This window comes from Pusillimonas minor (assembly GCF_014237865.1).
Lineage (GTDB): Bacteria > Pseudomonadota > Gammaproteobacteria > Burkholderiales > Burkholderiaceae_B > Neopusillimonas > Neopusillimonas minor.
On sequence record NZ_JACJUU010000007.1, the window covers coordinates 16,257 to 40,863 of the forward strand.

General features: G+C 57.8%; 17 protein-coding genes and 1 tRNA gene. 8 read left to right on the forward strand and 10 right to left on the reverse strand.

Annotated features, from left to right (window positions below; translation table 11 throughout):
* Nucleotides 1-157 precede the first annotated feature (157 nt).
* From lon to GTU67_RS09865, 7 genes are all read right to left on the reverse strand, one after another.
* Nucleotides 158-2,632 carry an endopeptidase La gene (lon, locus tag GTU67_RS09835; protein ID WP_185779903.1) on the reverse strand — a complete coding sequence of 825 codons (2,475 nt, stop codon included), beginning with the start codon at nt 2,630-2,632 and terminating at the stop codon, nt 158-160.
* A 114-nt stretch (nt 2,633-2,746) separates the two neighbouring features.
* Entirely contained in the window at nt 2,747-4,057 is a 1,311-nt protein-coding gene (gene clpX / locus GTU67_RS09840) for an ATP-dependent Clp protease ATP-binding subunit ClpX (protein WP_185779904.1), read from the reverse strand.
* 33 nt (nt 4,058-4,090) lie between these two features.
* Complete coding sequence (gene clpP, locus GTU67_RS09845) at nt 4,091-4,744, reverse strand: ATP-dependent Clp endopeptidase proteolytic subunit ClpP (protein ID WP_185779905.1); 654 nt, start codon at nt 4,742-4,744, stop codon at nt 4,091-4,093.
* A complete protein-coding gene (gene tig, locus GTU67_RS09850) occupies nt 4,745-6,055 on the reverse strand; it encodes a trigger factor (protein WP_185779906.1) in 1,311 nt (436 codons plus the stop codon). It abuts the gene before it with no gap.
* 134 nt (nt 6,056-6,189) lie between these two features.
* Complete coding sequence (locus GTU67_RS09855) at nt 6,190-6,981, reverse strand: hypothetical protein (protein ID WP_221893343.1); 792 nt, start codon at nt 6,979-6,981, stop codon at nt 6,190-6,192.
* Nucleotides 6,982-7,122: 141 nt separating this feature from the next.
* A complete protein-coding gene (locus GTU67_RS09860) occupies nt 7,123-7,308 on the reverse strand; it encodes a hypothetical protein (protein ID WP_185779908.1) in 186 nt (61 codons plus the stop codon).
* Nucleotides 7,305-8,483, reverse strand: a complete 1,179-nt coding sequence (locus tag GTU67_RS09865; protein ID WP_185779909.1) for a PepSY-associated TM helix domain-containing protein — start codon at nt 8,481-8,483, stop codon at nt 7,305-7,307. Before GTU67_RS09865 ends, GTU67_RS09860 begins: the two co-directional genes overlap by 4 nt.
* 428 nt (nt 8,484-8,911) lie before the next feature.
* On the opposite strand from GTU67_RS09865, the gene GTU67_RS09870 reads away from it, so the two are divergent.
* The 3 genes from GTU67_RS09870 to GTU67_RS09880 all read left to right on the forward strand — a co-directional run bounded on the left by GTU67_RS09870 (nt 8,912) and on the right by GTU67_RS09880 (nt 14,575).
* Nucleotides 8,912-11,701 (forward strand): two-partner secretion domain-containing protein, encoded by a 2,790-nt coding sequence (locus GTU67_RS09870; RefSeq protein ID WP_185779910.1) that lies wholly within the window; start codon nt 8,912-8,914, stop codon nt 11,699-11,701.
* Between the two features lie 24 nt (nt 11,702-11,725).
* Nucleotides 11,726-13,354, forward strand: coding sequence for a ShlB/FhaC/HecB family hemolysin secretion/activation protein (locus tag GTU67_RS09875; RefSeq protein WP_185779911.1), 1,629 nt, complete (start codon nt 11,726-11,728; stop codon nt 13,352-13,354).
* Nucleotides 13,355-13,444: 90 nt separating this feature from the next.
* Complete coding sequence (locus GTU67_RS09880) at nt 13,445-14,575, forward strand: ArsO family NAD(P)H-dependent flavin-containing monooxygenase (protein WP_185779912.1); 1,131 nt, start codon at nt 13,445-13,447, stop codon at nt 14,573-14,575.
* Nucleotides 14,576-14,749: 174 nt separating this feature from the next.
* Here the strand turns inward: GTU67_RS09880 and GTU67_RS09885 are convergent.
* Nucleotides 14,750-14,834: transfer RNA gene (locus tag GTU67_RS09885), tRNA-Leu, on the reverse strand.
* A gap of 116 nt (nt 14,835-14,950) precedes the next feature.
* Here GTU67_RS09885 and dapC point away from each other — a divergent pair.
* From dapC to GTU67_RS09910, 5 genes are all read left to right on the forward strand, one after another.
* Nucleotides 14,951-16,141 carry a succinyldiaminopimelate transaminase gene (gene dapC, locus GTU67_RS09890; RefSeq protein WP_185779913.1) on the forward strand — a complete coding sequence of 397 codons (1,191 nt, stop codon included), beginning with the start codon at nt 14,951-14,953 and terminating at the stop codon, nt 16,139-16,141.
* A gap of 95 nt (nt 16,142-16,236) precedes the next feature.
* The gene (dapD, locus tag GTU67_RS09895; RefSeq protein ID WP_185779914.1) at nt 16,237-17,058 is read left to right on the forward strand and encodes a 2,3,4,5-tetrahydropyridine-2,6-dicarboxylate N-succinyltransferase; all 822 of its coding nucleotides are present in this window, start codon (nt 16,237-16,239) and stop codon (nt 17,056-17,058) included.
* A complete protein-coding gene (gene dapE, locus GTU67_RS09900) occupies nt 17,058-18,194 on the forward strand; it encodes a succinyl-diaminopimelate desuccinylase (RefSeq protein ID WP_185779915.1) in 1,137 nt (378 codons plus the stop codon). Before dapD ends, dapE begins: the two co-directional genes overlap by 1 nt.
* Before the next feature lie 16 nt (nt 18,195-18,210).
* The gene (prmB, locus tag GTU67_RS09905) at nt 18,211-19,119 is read left to right on the forward strand and encodes a 50S ribosomal protein L3 N(5)-glutamine methyltransferase (RefSeq protein ID WP_185779916.1); all 909 of its coding nucleotides are present in this window, start codon (nt 18,211-18,213) and stop codon (nt 19,117-19,119) included.
* Nucleotides 19,116-21,059 carry an ATP-binding cassette domain-containing protein gene (locus tag GTU67_RS09910; protein ID WP_185779917.1) on the forward strand — a complete coding sequence of 648 codons (1,944 nt, stop codon included), beginning with the start codon at nt 19,116-19,118 and terminating at the stop codon, nt 21,057-21,059. The genes prmB and GTU67_RS09910 overlap by 4 nt, the downstream gene beginning before the upstream one ends.
* A gap of 14 nt (nt 21,060-21,073) precedes the next feature.
* On the opposite strand, the gene GTU67_RS09915 is transcribed toward GTU67_RS09910, so the two are convergent.
* Together GTU67_RS09915 and GTU67_RS09920 are read right to left on the reverse strand one after the other, a co-directional pair.
* Nucleotides 21,074-23,392: a UvrD-helicase domain-containing protein gene (locus tag GTU67_RS09915; protein ID WP_185779918.1), complete on the reverse strand. Its 2,319-nt coding sequence runs from the start codon at nt 23,390-23,392 to the stop codon at nt 21,074-21,076.
* Nucleotides 23,389-24,603 (reverse strand): DesA family fatty acid desaturase, encoded by a 1,215-nt coding sequence (locus GTU67_RS09920; RefSeq protein WP_185779919.1) that lies wholly within the window; start codon nt 24,601-24,603, stop codon nt 23,389-23,391. The genes GTU67_RS09915 and GTU67_RS09920 overlap by 4 nt, the downstream gene beginning before the upstream one ends.
* Nucleotides 24,604-24,607: the final 4 nt, after the last annotated feature.

Below are 24,607 nucleotides of genomic sequence, written 5' to 3' on the forward strand. Positions count from 1 at the left end.
AGGCAACAAACTTTGGGTTTTTAAATGTGGTCTAACGTAAATACGGTCTAACAAAACCAGACATATGCTCAAACAAGGCCGGGCAGCCCACATTCCCGGCCCAAGGCCCAACCCCGAAACCCGGCGTTTTCCGCCAGGTTTCAGGTCAGAACCACGCTTAGTGCTTCATGACGGCGTCAGACGCTGTATCGGTACCCGCCGCCTTCGCGCTGGCTACCGCTTCGGCCGTCAACCGCGCAACCTCTTCGTCAGACAACGGCTCGGGCATACTTTGCAGGGCAACTTCCAGAACGCGATCGATCCAGCGCACAGGGATAATCTCAAGATGGTTCTTGACGTTATCCGGGATGTCCGTCAGGTCTTTGACGTTCTCTTCCGGGATCAGTACTGTTTTGATCCCGCCCCGGTGAGCCGCCAAGAGCTTTTCTTTCAGGCCGCCGATAGGCAATACTTCGCCCCGCAGCGTAATTTCGCCGGTCATGGCCACGTCGGCGCGCACCGGAATACCGGTTAACGCAGACACCATAGCGGTGGTTACCGCAATACCCGCTGACGGACCGTCTTTGGGTGTTGCGCCTTCGGGGAAGTGGATGTGCAAATCGCGCTTCTCGAAGACTGACGACAAAATGCCCCACTTCTGGGCCCGCGACCGAACCACTGTACGCGCTGCCTCGACCGATTCTTTCATGACATCGCCCAGCGAGCCGGTACGGATGACATTGCCCTTACCCGGCATATCGGCCACTTCGATGGTGAGCAAGTCACCACCGACTTCTGTCCAGGCCAACCCGGTAACCTGCCCGACCTTGTTTTCTTTCTCGGCCATACCGTAGTTGTAACGACGTACACCAAGAAAGTCACTGAGATTGTCGGACGTAATGACCACTTTTTCGACCGGGGTAGCCGCCCCCTTCTTGGCCGGCTTGACGGCTTCGGGGTGTTTTTCGAGCGTCTTTTTAACGACCTTACGGCACAACTTGCTGATTTCGCGCTCGAGCGCACGCACACCGGCTTCACGGGTGTAGTAGCGCACAATGTCGCGCACGGCCGATTCTTCGACCTGCATCTCGCCTTCGCGCACGCCGTTATTCTTCATGAGCTTGGGCAATAAATGGTCGAACGCAATATGGACTTTCTCGTCTTCGGTGTAACCCGAAAGCCGGATGACCTCCATGCGATCGAGCAACGCCGGCGGAATGTTCAGGGTGTTGCTGGTCGCCACGAACATGACGTCTGACAAGTCAAAGTCGACCTCGATGTAGTGGTCCTGGAAGGTATGGTTCTGTTCGGGGTCGAGCACCTCGAGCAAGGCCGAGGACGGGTCGCCGCGGAAGTCGGCGCCCATTTTGTCGATTTCGTCGAGCAGGAACAAGGGGTTGCGCACCGCAACCTTGGACATGTTCTGCAAAATTTTGCCGGGCATGGACCCAATATACGTGCGGCGATGTCCGCGAATTTCGGCCTCGTCACGCACGCCACCCAGCGCCATACGCACGAACTTGCGGTTGGTGGCACGTGCAATAGACTGGCCCAGCGACGTTTTACCCACACCGGGTGGCCCGACCAGGCAAAGAATGGGCGCCTTGAGCTTGTCGACACGCTGCTGTACCGCGAGGTATTCGATAATGCGCTCTTTGACCTTCTCAAGGCCATAGTGGTCGGCGTCGAGTACGTTCTCGGCGTTGGGGATAGAGCTGTTAATACGGCTCTTTTTACGCCATGGCAAGCCCACCAGCGTTTCGATGTAGTTGCGCACCACGGTGGCTTCGGCCGACATGGGCGACATAAGCTTGAGCTTTTTAAGCTCGGCCTCGGCCTTTTTAAGGGCCTCTTTAGGCAACTGCGCTGCTGCAATTTTCTTTTCGAGCTCTTCGATGTCGGCGCCGTCTTCACCTTCGCCCAGCTCTTTTTGAATGGCTTTAACCTGCTCATTCAGGTAGTAGTCGCGCTGGCTCTTTTCCATTTGCTTCTTGACGCGGCCACGAATGCGCTTTTCGACCTGAAGAATGTCGATTTCGGATTCGAGCTGCGACAAGAGGCTTTCCAGGCGTTCGGACGTGCCGACGACTTCGAGCATGCTTTGTTTTTGCTCGAGCTTGAGCGGCAAGTGAGCAGCCACCGTGTCGGCCAGGCGGCCGGCTTCGTCGATGCCTGTAAGCGAGGTAAGAATCTCTTGGGGAATTTTTTTATTGAGCTTGACGTATTGCTCGAACTGCGCAACCACCGCACGACGCAAAGCCTCGGCCTCGGCGCTTTGACCGTCTTCAAGGGGCAGAACCTGCACATTGGACGTAAAGTGCGTGTCGGCGTCGGAGACAGTATTGATTTTGGCGCGTTGCAGACCCTCAACCAGCACCTTGACAGTGCCGTCAGGCAGCTTGAGCATTTGCAAAATACTGGCGACGCAACCAATAGCGTGCAGGTCATCGGGGGTCGGGTCGTCTTTGCTGGCCGACTTCTGCGCCACCAGCATGATGTTATTGCCCGATTCCATCGCCATTTCGAGGGCCTTGATAGAACGCGGACGCCCGACAAACAGCGGAATCACCATATGAGGAAACACCACCACGTCTCGTAAAGGCAAGAGGGGCAAGTCCATAGGTTCTGAAGAGAGAATAGGGCTCGCAGACATAGTAATTTCCTTAAAAAATGCTGCATCAGAAACAAAAGGGAAGCCTGCGCCTCCCTTTTGTAGTACTACACATACTTCATATGTGGCGACAATCGCGAACTTTTCAAGACCCCGTCAGGCGGCAGCATTTTTCAGCTTTTGCGAATCTGGTTTTTTGTCTTTGGAAGCCGGTGTTTCGGCGTCGTCGGCGTAGATAAGGAGGGGTGCTGCGCCGCCGACAACAGCGTTTTCGTCGAGTATGACTTTTTTGACGTTTTTGCTGGATGGAAGTTCATACATTGTGCCCAGCAAAGCCTGTTCAACAATTGACCGCAAACCGCGCGCGCCGGTACGACGCTTGAGCGCCCGCTGCGCAATGGCGTGCAAAGCTTCGTGGCGAACCTCGAGCTCGACCTCTTCCATTTCGAACAGCTTTTGAAACTGCTTGATGATGGCGTTTTTAGGTTCTGTAAGAATCTGCACCAGGGTGTCTTCTTGCAGCTCTTCGAGGGTGGCCACAACCGGCAGACGCCCGACGAGTTCGGGGATCAGGCCAAACTTAACCAGGTCGGACGGCTCGACTTCGGAGAAGAGCTCGCCGACGCCGCGTTCGGACTTGCTACGCACCGCCGCCGAAAAACCAATACCCGACTTTTCGGTACGGTCTTGAATGACCTTTTCGAGACCGTCGAAAGCGCCACCAACAATAAACAAAATGTTGGTAGTGTCGACCTGCACGAAATCTTGGTTGGGGTGCTTGCGCCCGCCCTGCGGCGGTACCGAAGCCACCGTACCTTCGATGATTTTTAGCAAGGCCTGCTGAACGCCCTCGCCCGAAACGTCGCGGGTAATGGAGGGGTTGTCAGATTTGCGGGAAATTTTATCGATTTCGTCGATGTAGATAATGGCGCGCTGCGCCTTTTCTACGTCGTAGTTACAGTTTTGCAGCAGCTTCTGGATGATGTTTTCGACGTCTTCACCCACATAGCCGGCTTCGGTCAGTGTGGTGGCGTCAGCCATGACGAACGGGACATCGAGCATGCGTGCCAGTGTTTGAGCAAGCAGGGTTTTACCCGAGCCCGTCGGCCCAATAAGCAAAATATTGCTTTTAGACAGCTCGACGTCGTCGCCTTTGACTTCACCGTAGCGAATACGCTTGTAGTGGTTGTACACGGCAACCGCCAGGCTTCGTTTGGGGATGTCTTGCCCGATGACGTAGCCGTCGAGGAACGCCTTGATTTCTTGAGGCGTAGGCAGCTCGTTGCGTACGGCCTTGCGTGCTGCCTCTTTGGTTTCTTCACGAATGATGTCGGTGCACAGATCGATACATTCGTCGCAAATGAATACCGACGGGCCCGCAATAAGTTTGCGCACCTCGTGCTGGCTTTTATTGCAAAACGAACAGTGCAAGACTTTTTCGTCCGGCGATCCTTTTTTATCGGGCATATAACTCTTTGACTAACGGTTTTAACACTGGGCCTATTCTTCGGAACGGGACACCAGAACTTTGTCGATGAGGCCATAAGCCTGTGCATCGTCGGCCGACATGAAGTTATCACGCTCGGTATCTACTTCGATGCGCTCGACGGGCTGACCCGTATTGGTAGCCAGAATATGGTTCAGGCTTTCGCGCAAGCTGAGAATTTCGCGCGCTTGAATCTGGATGTCGGAGGCCTGGCCCTGCGCACCGCCCGAGGGCTGGTGAATCATGATACGCGAGTTAGGCAAGGCGTACCGTTTGCCTTTGGTGCCGGCGGCCAGCAAAAACGCCCCCATGCTTGCAGCAATACCCGTACACAACGTAGACACGTCGGGCTTGATGAAGTTCATGGTGTCGTAGATGGCCATACCGGCATACACTGACCCACCCGGCGAATTGATGTAGAGCGAAATATCTTTGCCCGGGTTCTCGGACTCGAGAAAGAGCAATTGCGCCACCACCAGATTGGCGGAATGGTCGTTGACCGGACCGACAAAAAAGATGACCCGCTCGCGCAACAAGCGCGAGTAAATATCGTAAGAACGCTCGCCGCGACCGGACTGCTCTACCACGATGGGCACATAGCCCAGCCCGGTAGGCACGACCGAATCGCCGCCATGCATCGCCGCGTAGAAATCAGTGAATCGCTGCATTTATGCAGTCCCCATCAGTTCGTCGAAATCGACGTTTTCGTCAGTGACCTGGGCTTTTTCAAGCACGTGATTGACAACATTGTCTTCGAGCACGATAGCTTCGATTTCGGAGCGACGTTGACGATCGGCCAGGTAGTAGGCAACCACTTGCGCAGGCTGCTCGTAGTTTTGGGCCAGCTCTTCGATGCGGGCGCGAACTTGCTCGGGTTTGGCCTGGAGGTCGGCGCTGCTGACCAGCTCGGACACCAGAAGACCCAGGCGAACACGGCGCTCGGATTCGGCGCTGAACGCTTCGGCGGGGATAGGCAGGCTGTCGGCGTTAGGTACACCACGTTGTTTCAGGTCGGCGCGGGCGGCGGCAACACGGCTTTCGGTGTCGCTTTGAACCAGTGCTTTGGGGACGTCGAAGGTGCATGCGGCAGCCAGGGCGTCGAGGACGCTGGCTTTAGTGCGTGACATGGCACGAGCCTTGACTTCGCGTTCGATGTTGCTGCGGATGTCGGCCAGGAGCTTTTCGACGTCGCCTTCGGGCTGACCCAGCGACTTGGCGAATTCGGCATCGACTTCGGGCAGGATGGCTTCGGCGACTTCGGTAACCTTGATGTCGAAGTCGGCTTTTTTACCGGCGACTTCTTTGCCGGCGTAGTCGGCGGGGAATTCGAGGGGGAAGGTTTTTGTTTCGCCGGCTTTCATGCCACGAACGGCCTCTTCGAATTCGGGCAACATGCGACCCTGGCCCAGCACGAACGAGAAGCCTTCAGCCGAGCCGCCGTCGAAAGCAACGCCGTCGATGGTGCCGACGAAGTCGAGCGTGATGCGATCGTTGTCTTGGGCTTCGCGGCCTTCGCGGCCTTCGTAGGCAGCACGCTGCTTGCGCAGGATGTCGACGGTACGCTGGACTTCGGCATCGCCCACTTCGACGTTGGCGCGTGTCACTTTAAGTGCGGACAGGTCGGGCAACTGCACTTCGGGATAGACCTCGAAGGTGGCCGAAAAGGCCATGGTGCCTTCTTCGACGCCTTCGGTTTTGGGTTCGAGGTTGGGCGTACCAGCAACGCGCAACTGTGTTTCTTTCAGGACGTTGTCAAGCACACGACCGACTTCGGCGTTGATGACGTCGTAGCGGATGCCAGGACCATGGCTGCGTTCGACGATCGACAACGGAGCTTTGCCTGGGCGAAAGCCCTGGACTTTTGCGGTACGTGCGACGCGCTTGAGCTGGGACTGGACTTCTTTTTCGACGTCGGCCATCGAAACGACCAGATCAACACGGCGCTCAAGGCCGGACAGAGTTTCAACCACGGGCTGCATAGGAACCTATATAAATGAAAATGAGTAAAAGACAAATAAACGAGATGAACCAACCATTTTACCGGAAAGTCAGGGGTGCCGCTAAAGGCGCACCCCGTTCCAAAACGGCCATCTTTTCATCTATTTTTAACATATTAGACTGCCGCCCACAGCAGCAGCATCAGACTGGATAACGCAAGGACCGAAGGAGCGGCATAGGGATGCCGGTGAGCAAAATGCCGCATCGCCCACCTGAAGGGGCGCGACTGGCTGTCGCGAATAACCTGCTGCTGGAAGTCCAGGTTGGCATGCAACTTCTGGATGTCACGCAGCAGCTTTATCTTTTCGGCCGAATACCGGCGCAGGTAGTCGATGAGGTCGTATTCTTTGATTGATTTTTGCCACACATCGGACGAAACGGGTGTCAGGGCGCCGGCCAACACGGGCCGCGACGCCCCGCTGCTGCACTCGGGGCCGGAATAATCAAACGTAATGCCAAATTGCTCGTAGTAGCGATTACGTCGGCTTTTATTCTCGTCGTACGCGTCGGTGTCTGACAGCACAATGGGTTGAACAATTGCCTGGGGCCACTGCCTGGCCCAGCGCACAATTTCGTCTTGCAAATAGGTGCCAAGCCGGTTGCCACGCAAATAGGCCGCGCCAAGCCCCACCGAACCACCTGTCAGGCTGACACTTTCGGTGCCATCGGCCGAACGACTGTACCGACCGGTAAACGGGTGCGCCACCAGCCCGCCCGATCCTGCCTCAAGTTCGAAGTAGCGCAATGAGATGGACTCACCTTCTGGACTAACGGCGTGCTCACGCATCACCAACAACCGAAACAATACGTTGCCCTGCCCGAAACACGGGTCAACAATTTCTATGACACGCAGACCCGGTGGCCGCGTACCATCGCCCCGCAATCGCCAATCAGTCAAGCCACCCACACCAACGCCTTAATAGTACAGAAAGCGTTATTTTTGACCAGAATGTGACAACGCTAAGGCAGGAACAATGGCCTGTTTTGAAACCTACGAAACGGAATTGACCCGGTTTTCGGAGGTAGCGTCTGCCCCCCGCTTTGAGCACTAGCGCCGCGGCGCTGCCCAGAACCCCAGACCCGCGGCAACCGGGACTGATAATGCCCCCCAGGCCAGCCAGTGCCAGACACCAACGCCCAACAGTGCTGCCAGCAAACCAAAACTGGTCAGAACACCCAGAAAAATCGGCGCACGCCAGACTTTGCGAAACCGTGCAGACTTTTCGGTATTCATGACGACTCCAGAGCGGGGGAACGGCCGGAAGTATTGAGGGAGTCAGCCAACTTGCGGACACGCTCGTCATTTGCGCGACGCCGCGCAAACCACAAGTACAAGCCACTACCCAGCACGACAATCGTCAGGAAATTCATCACGGCCCACAGAATTTTTAGGGGCAGGCCTGCGTAATCGCCGAAATGAAGGGGGCTGGAAAGCTCCAGTGCCACCAAGTACCAGGGCGGGTGAGCCACTGCCGTCACCTGCGCCGTTGCCGCGTCGACCAGCACCGGCGTGAACAGATGCGACGTCAATGGGGTGGCACCTTTTGTCCAGAACATATAGTGGTGAGGCGTTGCATAGCTGTTGCCCGGATAACTGAAACTGACAACCTCGTTACCGGGAACAGCCTGCTGTGCCGCCTGCAGCGCCAGGTCGGCAGACACGACTTGCGTCACGGGCGGGTCATTTTGATATTGCGCAGTCAACGCCGCGACTTCGGTTGACTGCCATAGCGAAAACAGCGGCTGGGAAAGCTCGTTGATCACGCCCGTAACGCCAACCACAGTCGCCCAAACCAGCGTCACCGCACCAAGCAGGTTATGCAGATCGAGCCACTTGAGCCGCGTCGATCGCTCTTTGCGTACCGTGCCGAATGACAGCTTCTTCATGAACGGCGCATACAGCACAACACCGGAGATGATGGCAATGACAAACAACAGCCCCATCGCCCCCAGGAACAACTGACCCGGCAAGCCTGCAAACAAATCAACATGCAAGGCATACATAAGCCCCATGAATGTGAACTGCTCTTCAAACTGCGTGGGGCCGTCGTGCAACAGTTCGCCGGTATGGGCGTCGAACCTCATGTAATGGTGCTGTTTGGGGTCGAGGTTATCGGCCGGCGACATACCCACCCAAATACCCGGCTCGGCGTCATCCATATATACATACTCGACGTCCTCCCCCGGATACGTTTGCCGTGCCGTAGCAAGCACGCTGTCCATGCTGACGCGGGCCGTGCCCTCGGGCACGACGGCATACGGCTTGCCCTCTTGCAGCCAGTGCTCAATTTCTTCGTGAAATATCAATGGCATACCGGTTATACAAATAACCAGCAAAAATGCGGTGCAAATCAGGCTGGTCCATTTGTGCAGCCAGTACCAGGCCTTTAGCGAACGGGCGGCCGTCATTGCACGCCCCGGACACAAACAAGGCGAGGGGTAAATTGATTCATGGGGGCAGTCTCGTTGAATTGATTTTATACTAGATAATGCGAACAATTCTCATTGTAGTTTCGCATTACCAATGATGTCAATTCGACAGGAAGTCGCTGGCAAAATGCATCTGATGAACAAGAAAGCGCCAAACCTCGTCCGAGTACTCTATAAAGGTGGGTGGGCTTTCTGTTGCTAGCCTTGGACTTGCCAGACGCGCTCAGACAACGAACCGACTAAATTTAATCAGCTCCACCCCGATTTCAGCTCTACACTCTGGTTGCACCCGATCTCAGCCAAATGGCTGACCTCCATGGCTTGAAGTACCGCGAATCATTCACCCAAGCCGCTTCCTAGCTTATACGGGCCAATGCTTCGAGCCCAGCATAAAGCGAATCGCAGCGATGAATCACATATATCGGGTTATCTGGAACCGCCAGAAACAGGTCTGGCAAGCGGTCTCGGAGCTAGGCAAAGGCCAGGCCAAAACGACCTCAGAAACCCGAATACGACGTCGAACGCATACCGCCGCCCAGACATTGGCCGCCAGTGTGCTCAGTTCAGTAGTCATAACCCCTGCATTTGCTGCCGATCTGCCCACCGGCGGACAAGTCGTTGCCGGTTCGGGTCAGATCAGCCAATCGGGCACGACCATGACGGTCACCCAAAACTCCGACAACCTGGTCACCAACTGGAACTCATTCAACGTCGGGGCCGGGCACACCGTCAACTTCGTACAGCCGTCGGCCAGCGCTACTGCCCTTAACCGCGTCATCGGCTCAGACGTCTCGGTTATTCAAGGTGCCATTAACGCCAACGGCCGGGTCTTCCTGGTCAACCCGAACGGCGTCCTGTTCACGTCTACCGCACGCATCAATGTAGGCGGCATGGTGGCCTCAACACTCAACATAGCCACCGAAGACTTTATGAGCGGCAATTACCGCTTTGAAGGCGCCGGGTCCAACGCCATCATTAACCAGGGCAACATCACTGCCGTCGGCGACGGCCAGGGCGGTGGCAGCATTGCCCTTATTGCCGCCAAAGTGACCAACACCGGCACCCTGGTCGCTGACCGTGGTCAGGTACTGATAGGCGCCGGCAATAAGGTGGAGCTTGATCTGGGCGGGCCCGTCAAATTACAGGTCGAGCAGGCCGCGCTTGATGCACTGATTGACCAGGGTGGCGCTATTAAGGCCGACGGAGGTCTGGTGTACCTGACGGCCAAGGCGGCCGGAGAGCTGGCCAGTACGGTCATTAACCATAGCGGCATAACCCAGGCGCGTACCCTGCAAACCGGCGAAAAGGGCCAGATTTATCTACTGGGCGACATGGGCAATGATCGAATCAACGTGGGTGGCACACTGGATGCCTCGGCGCCGCTGGCCGGTGACGGCGGATTCATCGAAACCAGCGCGGCCAACGTCGTCAGCCTCGCCGATGGCGTTGTCACCACCAAGGCAGCCAACGGGCGCTCGGGCGATTATCTTATCGACCCCACCGACTACGTTATTGCCGCCAGCGGTGGCAACATAACCGGCGCCCAGGTCAGCCAGCAGTTGGCCAATAACGGCACCGTCACCATTCAAACCCTCGACGGCAACCTGCTGGTCAACGACAACATTAGCTGGAGCACCGATTCGAATCTGATACTGGATGCCTGGCGCAACATCGACCTTAGCGCCACGATTACCGCCGGCCACAGCGAAGGCAAGCTAACACTTAAGTACGGGCAAAACGGCCTGGCCGGGGGCAATACCGCCGCCTATACCCTTAAGCCAGGTGGCAAAGTCAACCTGCAGGCGGGCGAGAACTTTTACACGCAGTTGGGCGAAAATGGCACCCTGGACCGCTGGCAGGTCATCACCAGCCTGGGGGCTGAAGACAGCGTCACGGCAACCGACTTGCAGGGCATGAACAGTTGTCTAAGTTGCCGTTACGTTCTGGGCGCCGATATCGACGCTGCTGCGACGCAGTCGTGGAACGGCGGCCAGGGGTTTGAGCCGATTGGTTTAGGCGGAGAGTTCACGGGTCAACTGGACGGACTTGGGCACAAGATCAGCTCATTGTCGATCGACCGATCCGCGCAAACCTATGTAGGCTTGTTCAGCAAACTCGGCTTGCCAGCCGTAGTGCAAAACCTGACGTTAAGCAGTTTCAGTATCAAATCAGACAGCAACTATGTGGGTGGTCTTGCCGGTTACAGTGACTTTGGATCAATTTCCAACGTGCACGTCACCGACATCGACCTGCAAGGCTTAGGGTACGTCGGCGGATTAATCGGTGATACACCAATCAGATCGGTAAGTGGCAGACCAAATGGCAGGATCAGTAATAGCCACGTTTCGGGATCGATTACCGGAACAGGGTCGAACATTGGCGGCTTAGTCGGACGTTTATCATTCACAAACGTTTCCAATGCATACACTACGGCTGCGGTCTCGGGCATTGATCGAGTTGGCGGGGCATTTGGTTTCGCCGGTAGAAGTACCCTTCAAAACGTCTACGCGTCAGGCTCAGTGAGCAGCAGCCACTTTTGGGTAGGCGGTTTGGTTGGCTACGTCGACAGCCTACAGCTGTCTTCAAACTACTGGGACGTAAATGGCACTGGCAAAACCGTCGGCTACCAAGGCAGCATCGTCGGCTCAAGTACTCCCATCGCGGTCTACAGCACCACCTCGACCTCGGCATTTGCGCAGTCTACCTACACCAGCTTTGACTTCGACGACACCTGGCAGATCGTCGAAGGCGTGTCGCGTCCCACTTTGCGATCCGAGGTCGTTGCCCGTAACGATACCGGCGGTGGCGGCACGGGCACTGGCGGTAGCGGCGGCAGCCAGTCCAGTCCACCCTCCAGCAACAATAACAACCCATCTGACAACGTACCAAGGCGCAACGCGGTAAGCTCTGCCGTCGCGCTGGGCGCCATGACCCAGGGCACTAACCCCGCCGGTGGTCTGAACCCTGGCGACCAATCGCCAGGCGCCGGCTCGGCACCTGGCCTGTTCATCGCAAGCGGCGTGGTACCCGGCGCAAGCAACCTGCCGGGCAGCACCACGCCGGGCGAGGGCCTGATGCAATCGGGTGGCCTGCTGTTTGTTCCGCTGGGCGCCACTGGCGACGTTACTACCGGCCTGACACCTGTTTACGTCCTTAACAGCGGCATTAACTTCAGTGGCACTGAACAGCCTAATTAAACCAAAAACAATATTCAGAATCTGATGAAAACCTGCTGCATCGCACTGATCACGGCCTTGTCTTTGCCTTTGGCCGCCCCCGCACTCGCCCAGGTTGCACCCGATGCCGGACGCATACTACGCGATGAACTGAACCAGCCGCCGACGCTACCCGGCCCGTCGAAAGGCCTGGATATTCAAACCCCCGCCACGACCAAGGTGGCGCCCGGCGGCCCCACGGTCACGTTAAGCGCCATTACGTTTTCCGGTAACACCGTTTTCTCTCAGGACGCGTTAACGGCCGCAGCCGGTGATTTCAACAACCGGCCACTTGATCTGGCCGGCCTGCGCGAACTGGCCGACCGAGTTACCGCCGTGTACCAACAAGCCGGCTACCCCTTTGCTCGGGCGTTTATCGCGCCTCAGCAATTGCAAGACCAGGGCACCTTGACGATTGATGTGGTGGAAGGCCGCTACGGTAACGTCAACACGTCGGGCGATGCTGCTCTGGCTGCGCCTGCACAGGCCTATTTGCAAAACCTGAAACCCGGTAGCCTCATTGAATCGTCATCGCTTGAGCGCACCACGCTCCTCCTGTCCGACTTGCCCGGGCTGAGTATCAAGCCGGTTATCAAACCCGGGGCCGCATCCGGCACAGGCGACCTGGACATACGGGTTGAGCGCGGCAAACCTTACAGCGCCCGTATGGGTATCGACAACCACGGCAACTATTACTCGGGCCAGTGGCGCACCCGGGCCGATCTTGCGCTTTACAGCCCGTTCATTACCGGCGACCAGATCGATGTCAGCGCACTGTACACCGAAGAAAACCTGTGGCTGGGCAATGCCCAGTACAGCCTGCCGGTGGGCGTCAGCGGGCTGCGCGCCCATGTTGGTTATGCGCAAACCGCGTATAGCCTGGGCAACGGCTTTGAAGGCAACGATGGCATTGCGCGCATTGCCAGTGCCGGTGTGACCTATCCGCTGATTCGCTCACAGCGCAGCAACCTTAACCTTTCGGCCTCCTGGCAGTATAAAAGACTGTTCAACAGCTATTCTTATGGCACGACGACCGAACGCTATCATTCACACAGTGTCCCGTTAACGCTGGGCTTTGACCACCGCGACAACCTGGGCGGCGGTGGCGTTACCTACGGCGGCCTAAGCTGGACGCACGGCAAGCTGAACAAGGACGATGCCGTGCGACGGGGTGATTTCAATAAACTCAACCTTGATCTGGCTCGCCTGCAGGCCCTGCCCGCCGGCTTTACGCTGTTTGTCCGTCTCAGCGCTCAGTGGGCAGACAAAAACCTGGACAGCTCGGAATCGATGGCACTGGGCGGGCCCAATGCCGTGCGTGCCTACCCACTGGGCGAGTCAGGCGGCGATGAAGGCTGGCTGGGACAAGTCGAACTGCGTTATGCCATGGGCGACTTCACGCCTTACGCCTTTTATGACCAGGGCCGCATGAAAATCAATGCCAAGCCAAGCCAGGTCAGCCTGCCGTCCCCCGACGAAACTCGCGCTGGCGCGGGTTTTGGCGTACGTTACCAAACCCGTTCGGTCAATATCGACGGTGTCCTGGCCTGGCGCACGCACGGCGGCGCACCCGAATCGGATACCCATGCCGACCCTCGGCCACGATTCTGGCTCACTGCGAGCTATTTATTCTAAGTATTTTGATGCGACGGGGATAGGGTACGCCGCTGAGAATAGATCGGCGTACTATTTCACTAGTTGTAATTGCCCCCGCTGAAATACCCCATGCTTAAACAACGTAGCCTTGAAGAAAGAACGGTAGATGTCGCCGTCATCGGCGCAGGCCAGGCCGGGTTGGCGACCGCTTATTTCTTGCGTCGAACGAACCTGTCATTTGTCATCCTGGACAACCAGTCGGAACCCGGCGGCGCGTGGCGGCATGGATGGAAATCACTGCGTCTGTTTTCGCCAGCCAACTGGAGCTCACTGCCTGGGTGGCCAATGCCCGCGTCAAGCTCGGGAACCTATCCGTCCAGAGACGAGGTTCTGGATTACTTTTCAAGGTACGAAGCGCGCTATCAATTCCCGGTCATGCGACCGGTAACGGTGCATGCTGTAACACGCAAAGACGGCTACCTGCATACGGCAACAACCGAAGGTGTTTGGCGCAGTCGCGCTGTCGTCAGCGCTACGGGCAACTGGAGCAATCCTTATATTCCGGCCTACCCCGGAATGGATAACTTCGAAGGCACGCAGCAGCATTCGGCACACTACATTGATGCCGAGCCCTATCGTGGCAAAAATGTGGCCATTGTCGGCGGCGGTAACTCTGGCGCTCAAATTCTGGCCGAAGTTTCACGGGTGGCCAAAACGTTATGGATCACCCCTTCCCCACCAGTTTTCTTGCCCGATGACGTCGATGGCCGTGTCCTGTTCGAGCGTGCCACCGAGCGCTGGTTAGCGCAAAAAGAAGGCCGTAGTGTTGATTTACCTGTTGGCGGCTTTGGCGACATCGTTATGGTGCCCCCCGTGCGCGAAGCCCGTGAACGAGGCGTTCTTGTCGCCAAGCGCCCGTTTGCAAAGTTCAGCTCAACAGGTATCGAATGGGAAGACGGCCGCACACAACAACTTGACGCTGTCATATGGTGCACAGGCTTTCGTCCCGCGCTAAGTCACCTGGCGCCGCTGGAAATCATAGCGCCGGACGGCAGGGCTTTGGTGACCGAGAGCCACAGCATTAAAGAGCCCGGGCTTTGGCTGGTAGGCTACGGCGACTGGACTGGCCCTGCATCGGCAACATTGGCCGGTGTTATGCGAGCGGCAAGGAGCGCAGCAGCAGAAATCGCGCAGCAGCTTGCAACTGACATTGCCAAAGAAGCAGCGCTTCACACCGATGAAAAGGCACCGGGGAATTAACGAATATGAAGAACTCAGGGTTCTTCATCATTAAAGAGGAAAAGGCTGGGTAAGTTTTGGGGAATTCGCTTTAGATTTTTTTGATTCTATGCGATCAACCAACTACCAGCAACCCACTAAAAAGCCTCTACTTTCAAGAATTTGACTTTATGGAGCCAGTCAATTTCAAGATTGTGGTGCGAACGGAGAGACTCGAACTCTCACACCTCTCGGCGCCAGAACCTAAATCTGGTGCGTCTACCAATTCCGCCACGTTCGCAAATGGGAAGCCGATAAGTATAGCAAGTGCAGCGCAGTGTGGCAAACACGCATAGCGTGAATACAGCCTGCGCCTGGCTTGCTAAAATGGCGGGTTAACCCCGCATACTCATGACCATGAACCCCAGACTCGGCGACCTGCACCCCTACCCGTTTGAAAAACTGCGTGCTTTGCTGGCACAGGCCAAGACACCGCCCGCGCATCTTGCGCCCATCAGCCTGTCTATTGGCGAACCCAAGCACCCGACCCCCGCCTTTATTATCAAGGCCATGCAAAACGCCATGCAGGGGTTGGCGGTATACCCGCCCACCAAAGGCGACGCCCAGGTGCGGGGCACCATCGCCGACTGGATTTCCCGCCGATACGGCATCGAGCGGCCCGACCCCGAAACGCAGGTTCTGCCCGCCGTCGGGTCGCGCGAGGCTTTGTTTTCGTTTGCGCAAACCATTGTTGACAGCCAGGCCAACGGCTGGGTGGTTTGCCCCAACCCGTTCTACCAAATCTACGAGGGGGCGGCCCTGTTGGCAGGCGCCAAACCGTATTACATCAATGCTCAGCCAGAACGCAATTTTGGCTACGACTGGGCATCTGTACCCGCGGATGTCTGGCAAAAAACCCAACTGGTCTATGTATGCTCGCCCGGCAACCCGGCAGGTAACGTGCTCGAACTGTCCGAATGGGAAACCTTGTTCGCGTTGTCGGACACGTACGGGTTTGTCATTGCGGCAGACGAATGCTATTCGGAAATTTACTTTGACGAAGCCAGCCCGCCGTTGGGTGCCTTGCAGGCCGCACGCGCCCTGGGCAGAAACGACTATCGCAACCTGGTCAGTTTTTCCAGTCTATCGAAGCGCTCGAACGTACCGGGGTTGCGGTCTGGCTTTATCGCCGGCGATGCCAACCTGCTGAAGCAATTTTTGCTGTACCGCACCTACCACGGCAGCGCAATGAGCGCCGTAGTGTCGGCCGCAAGTATTGCCGCCTGGAATGACGAAACACATGTTCTTGAGAACCGCCGGCAATATCGCGAAAAGTTCGATGCCGTCTTGCCCATTTTGGCCCCCGTGCTTAAAGTAGAAAAGCCGCAAGCCGGGTTTTACCTTTGGGCTCAAACCCCGGGCAGCGACACCGACTTTACCCGTGACCTTTTGAGCGCCACCAACGTCACCGTGTTACCCGGCAGCTATCTGGCGCGCGAGGCCCACGGCCTGAACCCCGGGGCCAACCGGGTTCGCATGGCGCTGGTTGCCACTAAAGATCAATGCATCGAAGCCGCCGAGCGCATCGCCGGCTTTCTTCGAGGTTGAAGCCGGCAGACCTGGTCACGCATTACGCTGTGACCAGGCTCACATGCCGCAACACCATCCTTTCCTTTCATTAACCCTGAATAACGAAAACGACCATGACTACAGATTTGCAAAACACCATTGAAACCGCCTGGGAAAACCGGGCCGACCTGAGCCCCGCCAGCGCGTCGGCCGCAGTTCGCGATGCCGTCAACCACACATTGGCCGAGCTCGACAAAGGCACATTGCGCGTTGCCGACAAATCCACCGGCCAGTGGGTCGTTCACCAATGGATCAAAAAAGCCGTGTTGTTGTCGTTCCGCCTGGAAAACAACGGCGTCATGGGCCAGGCGCCCGCACAGTACTACGACAAGGTCGGCCTGAAGTTCGCCGACTACACCGAGCAAGACTTTGCCAATGGCGGCTTTCGCGTTGTGCCGCCTGCCGTGGCCCGTAAAGGCTCGTTCATCGGCAAGAACGTTGTCTTGATGCCCTCTTACGTCAATATCGGCGCCTATGTCGACGAAGGCACCATGGTCGACACCTGGGCTACCGTTGGCTCGTGCGCGCAAATCGGCAAGAACGTCCACCTGTCTGGCGGCGTCGGTATCGGCGGCGTGCTCGAACCCCTGCAAGCCAACCCCACCATCATCGAAGACAACTGCTTCATCGGCGCCCGCTCCGAAGTCGTTGAAGGCGTGATCGTTGAAGAAAACTCGGTATTGGCCATGGGTGTTTACCTGTCGCAAAGCACCAAAATCTACGACCGCACGACCGGTGAAGTCATGTATGGCCGCGTGCCCTCCGGTTCGGTCGTCGTGCCGGGATCACTGCCCGCAGCCGACGGCTCGCACAGCCTGGCCTGCGCCATCATCGTCAAGCGCGTCGACGCGCAAACACGTTCCAAAACCAGCATCAACGAACTGCTGAGGGCTTGATGTCATCTTCCGCTGTACTGCACCTGACCAAAGACCTGATTTCACGCGCTTCGGTGACACCGGCCGATGCCGATTGCCAGGCCGAGCTGGCCCGACGCCTTGAACCGTTAGGCTTCAAAGCCGAAACACTGGTCTTCGACGACGTCACCAACTTATGGCTTCGCAAAGGCACGGCAGCACCTTGTGTTGTCTTTGCCGGCCATACCGACGTCGTTCCGACCGGGCCGCTCGACAAATGGGACAGCGACCCGTTTACCCCTACCGAGCGCGACGGGTTGCTGTTTGGGCGCGGTGCAGCGGACATGAAAAGCAGTATTGCCGCGTTCGCCATTGCGGCAGAAGAGTTTGTGTCGGCTCACCCCGACCACGCCGGTTCAATCGCCATGCTCATCACGTCCGACGAAGAAGGGCCGTCAATCAATGGCACCGTCAAGGTGTGCCAGGCGCTTCAGGCCCGCAACGAAGCTTTCGACTACTGCCTGGTCGGTGAACCCACATCGGTATCTACCCTGGGTGATACCGTCAAAAACGGGCGACGTGGTTCGTTGTCCGGCCGCCTGACAATTAAAGGCAAGCAAGGGCATGTCGCCTACCCTCACCTGGCGCGCAACCCTATCCACCTGGTAGCGCCGGCGCTGGCCGAACTGGCGGCAACCCAGTGGGACCAGGGCAACGACTACTTCCCGCCCACCACGTTCCAGATTTCAAATTTCCATTCTGGTGCGGGTGCCACCAATGTCGTGCCTGGCGAAGCCGTTATCGATTTCAACTTCCGGTTCTCCACCGAAAGCACACCGGCATCGCTCAAAGCACGCGTTCACGGCGTACTCGACGCCTTATCGCTCGAGTACGACCTCGTCTGGACGTTGTCCGGCGAACCCTTCCTGACCCCGAAAGGCGAGCTAAGCCGGGCGCTGGGCGACGCCATTCTGGCGGAAACCGGCGTCACCACCGAACTGTCCACCACCGGGGGTACCTCCGACGGGCGGTTCATTGCCAAAATCTGCCCGCAGGTTATTGAGTTCGGGCCCATCAACGCCAGCATTCATCAGGTCAACGAGCATATCCGGGTCGCCGACCTGGAGCCCCTGAAAAACATCTACCGTCGCACCCTCGAAAACCTGCTGCTTAAATAACGCCCACGGAACACGCATGAACTCATCGGCCTACCAAGAACTGCATACCGTACGCGACCTGCTGCGTTATACCGTCAGTCAATTCAATGCAGCAAAACTCAGCTTTGGCCATGGCAGCGACAATGCCTGGGACGAAGCCGTTTACCTGTTGCTGCACGTCCTTCACTTGCCGCTCGACACACTAGACCCGTTTCTTGATGCACGCGTACTGCCCGAAGAACGGGAAAAATTCCTGAATCTGGTCGCGCGCCGGCTCGACGAGCGCGTGCCGGCCGCGTACCTGACGGGTGAGGCCTGGCTGCAAGGTCACCGGTTTGTAGTCGACCCTCGCGTGATTATTCCGCGCTCACCTATTTCTGAACTGCTTGCCGAACAACTCTCACCGTGGGTCACCGACCCCGACGCCGTCGATTACGTGCTTGATTTATGCACGGGTTCGGGCTGCCTGGCGGTGCTGGCCGCACTGGCCTTTCCCGGCGCACAGGTCGACGCTGTCGACTTGTCCGAACATGCACTTGAAGTGGCCGACCAGAATATAGAGTTGCTGGGCGTTGACGGCCGCGTCACCACGCATCGCAGCGACCTGTTCGACCAACTGCCCGATTGCCAGTACAACGTCATCGTCTGCAACCCGCCCTACGTCAACAGCCATGCCATGGAGTCCCTGCCGCCCGAGTACCGGCACGAACCTACACAGGCATTGGCGGGCGGCCCCGACGGCATGGACCTGGTCCGGCGCATTGTGCGCGACGCACCCCGCTTCATGGCGCCAGAAGGCATTCTGGTGCTTGAAATTGGCAACGAATACGAAAACTTCATCAATGCCTTCCCCGAACTCGACCCGGTCTGGCTCAGCACCGAGAATGCCGAAGACCAGATCCTTATGCTGACGCGCGAGCAGTTGCAGGAGCCCATGGCATCGTGATCAGGGCAACCGGCATTACCCTTCGGCGCGGCACAAAAGTGCTGCTCGACGACACTGACTTTGTTGTTAACCCCGGCGAGCGCGTCGGTATTGTCGGCAAAAACGGCGCTGGCAAATCTACATTATTTGCCTTGCTTAAAGGCGAACTCGACACCGACGCCGGCACGCTCGACTTACCCGCGGCCTGGCGCATTGCCGCCGTCGAGCAAGACATCAGTACACCCGAACGCCCGGCACGCGAATTTGTTATTGACGGCGACACCGGGCTGCGTCGGCTTCAAGCCGAGCGCGCGGCCACCCCCGACAGCGAAGGCACACGCATTGCCGAGCTTGAAGCGGCCCTGATCGAAGCCGACGCCTGGAGTGCGCCATCGCGGGCGGAGCAACTGCTGGCTGGCCTGGGCTTCACGCCCGACCAATGGCTGAACCCGGTACGCAGTTTCTCGGGCGGCTGGCAAATGCGCCTGGCACTGGCCCGCGCCCTGATGGCGCCCTCAGACCTGCTGTTGCTTGACGAACCCACCAACCACCTCGACCTCGATGCCATGTTGTGGCTTGAGCGGTGGCTGGCGGCCTACGATGGCACTGTCATCCTGATCTCGCACGATACCGAGTTCCTCGATGCCGTGGCCCGTGCCATTTTGCACTTCGACCATGGCAAGCTGGTGCGCTACAAAGGGGGGTACGAAGACTTCCTGACCCAGCGGGCCGAGCGCATGCGCCAAACACTATTGGCGCACGACAGACAAGCGCGCGAGACCGCCCGCCTGCAAAGCTTTATTGACCGCTTCAAGGCCAAAGCCACCAAAGCCAAGCAGGCGCAAAGCCGGGTCAAGGCCCTGGCCCGTATGGAAAAACTGGCCCCCTTGCAAGCCGACTCTGGCATCGATATCCGCTTGCCCGAGCCCGACAGCATGCCCGACCCTTTACTGATTCTTGAACATCTGAGTACGGGTTACCCCGGCGCCGACGGTCAGCCTGCGGCTGTGCTTCAAGACATCAACCTGATGGTGCGCGGCGGCGCGCGTATTGGTATTTTGGGTGTCAACGGCGCTGGCAAAAGCACACTGATCAAAACCCTGGCCGAAGAGCTTGCGCCCATAGCGGGCGAGCGCCGGGCGTCGAAAGGCCTGAAAATCGGCTACTTCGCCCAGCAACAGCTCGATATGCTTGACGCCGATTCGACACCGTTGCAACACTTGGCCCGCCTGGCGCCCGAACTGCGCGAACAAGAGCAACGCAATTATCTGGGCAGCTTCGGTTTTAGCGGCGACATGGTCAACCAGAAAATTGCGCCATTATCCGGCGGTGAAAAAGCCCGTCTGGCGCTTGCCTTGGTCGTCTGGCAAAAGCCCAATCTGCTATTGCTCGACGAACCCAGCAACCACCTCGACGTCGATACGCGCGAAGCGCTGGCCACTGCGCTGGCCGAATACGAAGGCAGCGTGCTTCTGGTGTCGCACGACAGGCATCTGCTGCGCACCACTGTCGATGAGTTCTGGATTGTGGCCGACGGCCAGGTCAACGCATTCGATGGCGACCTGGAAGATTACCGCGATTGGCTGAACCAACGCACGGCAAACCAGCGTGCGTTGGCGCGCAACGATGCCATGCGCGACGCCGGCGATGGCGAGGCGATAATCGACCGGAAAACGCAACGCCGCCTGGATGCCGAGGCCCGCCAACGTCTTGCGGGCCTGCGTAAGCCCTTGCTCAAGCAGGTCGAAGGCCTGGAAAAGAAAATGGCACAGGCGCGCGCAAGGCTTGATGCACTGAACGCCCTGATTGCCGACCCCGATTTTTACAGCGACGAGCGGCGCGATGAGCGCGTTGCGGCCTTGGCCGAACATGGCGAGACCACAAAAGCCCTGGCCCAACTGGAAGAAGAATGGCTTGAGGCCCAAGAGGCGCTTGAGGCCATTGAACAACCAGCAGACTAGGGTTTGGCGGGTTTTTAGCCAGCGGTAATGGCCAGTTTGGCGACACCCAAAGCCAGTGTTTTGGTACCCACATCACGGAACTGAATTTGCGCTTGCGCGTCGGTCCCGCTTCCGCTTAGACCAATAATGGTGCCATCGCCAAACTTGGCATGCTGCACCCCCTGGCCAATACGAAAATGCTGGTCTCCCACCGTCACGCCCGTCGTCAGGCTTCGGGGTGTGCGAGGCGCCATGGTGCCTGTCGATGGCCGCCCATAGGCATCGCCGCGACGATAGGCGCCCGCCCATGGCGGGGTATCGACCGGCACGCGTTGTTGTTCGCGCGGCGTGAGCCATTTAAGGTGGACATCGGGGATTTCGGACAAGAACCGCGAGCGCAAGGCATAACGTGTTTGCCCGTGCAACATGCGGCTTTGCGCCAGCGTCAGGTACAACCGCTTGCGGGCGCGCGTCATGGCCACGTACATCAGCCGGCGCTCTTCTTCAAGACCGCCCTGCTCGGTCAAGCTGTTTTCGTGCGGAAACAGGCCTTCTTCAAGACCAGTAATGAATACAGCATCGAACTCAAGCCCTTTGGCCGCATGAACCGTCATGAGCTGTACGGCATCTTCACCGGCCTGGGCCTGATTGTCGCCGGCCTCGAGCGAGGCATGCGACAAAAACGCGTCGAGCGGTGACAGCGTTGGGCCACCGACAGTTTCGGGGTCGGGCGCATTGCCTTGGCCGGCCAACAATAACGCTTGACCTGACAGCAATGGGTCTTCGGCGCGAGCGGCTTGTGACAAGGCGGGCTCGCCCATCAGCCCTTCTTCGCCCACAAATACTGCCGCAGCGTTCACCAGTTCTTGAAGGTTTTCCAGGCGATCGGCGCCTTCTTTTTCGCCCATATAAAACGTACGCAAGCCGCTGTGATGCACAACGTGCTCGATCAGTTCGGGCAGGGGCAGTTCGCGTGCCTGTTCGGCCAGGCCAGACAGCAACTCGACGAACGCCTGAAGCTTGGCCCCGCTTTTACCTTGCAAGGCATCGACGGCCTGATACAGGCTGGTGCCCGCCCCGCGAGCCAGGTCACCCAGTTGCTCGAGCGTGCGAGCGCCAATGCCCCGGGCCGGGAAATTGACTACGCGCAGCCAGGACGTATCGTCGTTGGGGTTGGCGATAAGCCGCAGATACGCCAGGGCGTGTTTGACTTCTTGCCGTTCGAAAAAGCGCTGGCCACCGTAAACTTTGTACGGAATACCAGACGAGAACAGGGTGTGTTCGATGACGCGCGACTGCGCATTGCTGCGATACAGCACTGCGATATCACGACGCGGATGACCGCTGGAGATGAGCGCGCGCATTTCGTCGACAACCCACTGGGCCTCGAGCAAATCGGTGCCTTGTTCGCAAATACGTACCGGCTCACCCTCGCCTTGCTCTGTCCAGAGGTTTTTGCCCAGACGCGCACTGTTATGCGCGATAAGCGCGTTGGCCGAATCGAGAATATGACCAAAAGAGCGGTAGTTTTGCTCGAGGCGAATCACATTACCTTGGGCGAACTCGCGCTCGAATGCCGCCATGTTACCCACATTGGCGCCGCGAAACGCGTAAATAGACTGGTCGTCGTCGCCCACCGCAAAAAGCGAGGCCCCGCCACCGGCAAGCAATTTCAGCCAGCGGTACTGTAAATCGTTGGTATCTTGAAACTCATCGACCAGAATATGCTGGAAGCGTCGCTGGTAATGCTCTCGGATGGGAGCATTACGCAACAACAGTTCGTAAGCGCGCAGCAACAGCTCTGCAAAGTCAACGACACCTTCGCGTTCGCACTGGGCCTGATACTGCCGATAAAGGTCAACCATGCCCCGGCGGTGCGCATCGTAAGCATCGACATTATCGGGGCGCAGGCCCTGCTCTTTTGAACCATTGATAAAGCGCTGGACGTCGCGTGGCGGGTATTTGTCGTCGTCGACGCCCGCCGCTTTAAGCAAGCGCTTGATTGCCGACAACTGGTCGGCGGAGTCGAGAATTTGAAAGGTTTGCGGCAAGCCGGCATCGCGATGATGCGCGCGCAACAAGCGGTTGCACAGACCATGAAACGTACCCACCCACATGCCGCGGGTATTGATGGGCAGCAACGCCGAAAGGCGCGTGAGCATCTCGCGCGCCGACTTATTGGTAAAGGTAACTGCCAACAGGCCAAAAGGGCTGACCTGACTGGTTTGAATCAGCCAGGCCATGCGGGTGGTGAGTACCCGGGTTTTACCGCTACCGGCACCGGCCAGCACCAGGGCATGGCCGGTAGGTAACGTAACTGCGGCTTGTTGTTGCGGGTTAAGCGACCCGATCATGCCGCGTAGCGGCGCAGACGCAGGGCAAACTGCTCAAGACCTTCGATACCGCTTTGCTGGGCACGATGGCACCAGGCTTGAAGGTCGGTTAACAATTGTTCGCTGCTGGCACTGGAGCTTTCCCAGAGACGGATGAGCTCGCGACGCATTTGAACCAGGGTGGACAGCGACTGGTTTTGCGCCAGCACGGTGTCGAGTTCGGCACGCTGTTCGGGGGCCAGTTGACTGTCGTCGACCTGGCTTAGCCATTTTTTGGCGCGGGCCAGCAAAGACCAGCGGCAATCGGCACTGCCTTCTTGACGCATGGGTTTAAGCTTGTCGAGCTCGTCGGCAGCGGCTTTTTTAACCAGATCGGTGTAGCGGGCCAGGATTTCGTAGCGATGCTGAATGACACCTTCGAGGGTTTTAAGGCTGACGGAGGCATCGGCGGCGGGCTCGAGCTTGAGCTTGGGCGCCACGCGACGTACCTTGGCCAGGCCCAGCACGCTGAGAATCTGGATGTAACCCCAGCCGATATCGAACTCGTACCACTTGGCCGAGAACTTGGCCGAGGTGCCATAAGCATGGTGATTATTGTGCAGCTCTTCGCCACCAATAATTAAGCCAATGGGAAACACGTTGGTGCTGGTGTCGGGGCTGGCATAGTTGCGATAACCCCAGAAGTGCCCGATACCGTTAACCACACCAGCTGCCCAGAACGGGATCCAGGCCATTTGGACTGCCCAGACGGTTAAGCCCAGCACGCCAAACAAGGCCAGGTCGATACCCAGCATGATGAGAATGCCCAGGGCGCTATGGCGCGAGTATACGTTGCGCTCGAGCCAGTCGTCGGGCGTGCCGTACCCGAAACGCTTGAGGGTTTCTTGGTTTGCGGACTCTTCGCGGTAAAGCTCGGCGCCTTCGAAGAACACACGGTTGATGCCGTAAATCATGGGCGAGTGCGGGTCGCCTTCGCGCTCGCACTTGGCGTGGTGTTTACGGTGAATGGCGACCCATTCTTTTGTGACCATACCGGTGGTCATCCAGAGCCAGAACCGGAAAAAATGCATGACCACGGGGTGAAGATCGAGGCCCCGGTGGGTTTGGCTGCGGTGCAGGAACAGCGTGACACCAACAATAGTGATATGGGTGAGCACCAGCGTGACGAGCGCCACCTGCCACCAGCTAAGCTGCAGCAAACCGCCCGAGAGAAAAGATAAGACGTAGTCCATAAAC

Coding starts and splice junctions, on each gene's coding strand:
- lon (WP_185779903.1), bottom strand. CDS start 2,632: ATGTCTGCGAGCCCTATTCTCTCTTCAGAACCTATGGACTTGCCCCTC.
- clpX (WP_185779904.1), bottom strand. CDS start 4,057: ATGCCCGATAAAAAAGGATCGCCGGACGAAAAAGTCTTGCACTGTTCG.
- clpP (WP_185779905.1), bottom strand. CDS start 4,744: ATGCAGCGATTCACTGATTTCTACGCGGCGATGCATGGCGGCGATTCG.
- tig (WP_185779906.1), bottom strand. CDS start 6,055: ATGCAGCCCGTGGTTGAAACTCTGTCCGGCCTTGAGCGCCGTGTTGAT.
- GTU67_RS09860 (WP_185779908.1), bottom strand. CDS start 7,308: ATGAATACCGAAAAGTCTGCACGGTTTCGCAAAGTCTGGCGTGCGCCG.
- GTU67_RS09865 (WP_185779909.1), bottom strand. CDS start 8,483: ATGACGGCCGCCCGTTCGCTAAAGGCCTGGTACTGGCTGCACAAATGG.
- GTU67_RS09870 (WP_185779910.1), top strand. CDS start 8,912: ATGAATCACATATATCGGGTTATCTGGAACCGCCAGAAACAGGTCTGG.
- GTU67_RS09875 (WP_185779911.1), top strand. CDS start 11,726: ATGAAAACCTGCTGCATCGCACTGATCACGGCCTTGTCTTTGCCTTTG.
- GTU67_RS09880 (WP_185779912.1), top strand. CDS start 13,445: ATGCTTAAACAACGTAGCCTTGAAGAAAGAACGGTAGATGTCGCCGTC.
- dapC (WP_185779913.1), top strand. CDS start 14,951: ATGAACCCCAGACTCGGCGACCTGCACCCCTACCCGTTTGAAAAACTG.
- dapD (WP_185779914.1), top strand. CDS start 16,237: ATGACTACAGATTTGCAAAACACCATTGAAACCGCCTGGGAAAACCGG.
- dapE (WP_185779915.1), top strand. CDS start 17,058: ATGTCATCTTCCGCTGTACTGCACCTGACCAAAGACCTGATTTCACGC.
- prmB (WP_185779916.1), top strand. CDS start 18,211: ATGAACTCATCGGCCTACCAAGAACTGCATACCGTACGCGACCTGCTG.
- GTU67_RS09915 (WP_185779918.1), bottom strand. CDS start 23,392: ATGATCGGGTCGCTTAACCCGCAACAACAAGCCGCAGTTACGTTACCT.
- GTU67_RS09920 (WP_185779919.1), bottom strand. CDS start 24,603: ATGGACTACGTCTTATCTTTTCTCTCGGGCGGTTTGCTGCAGCTTAGC.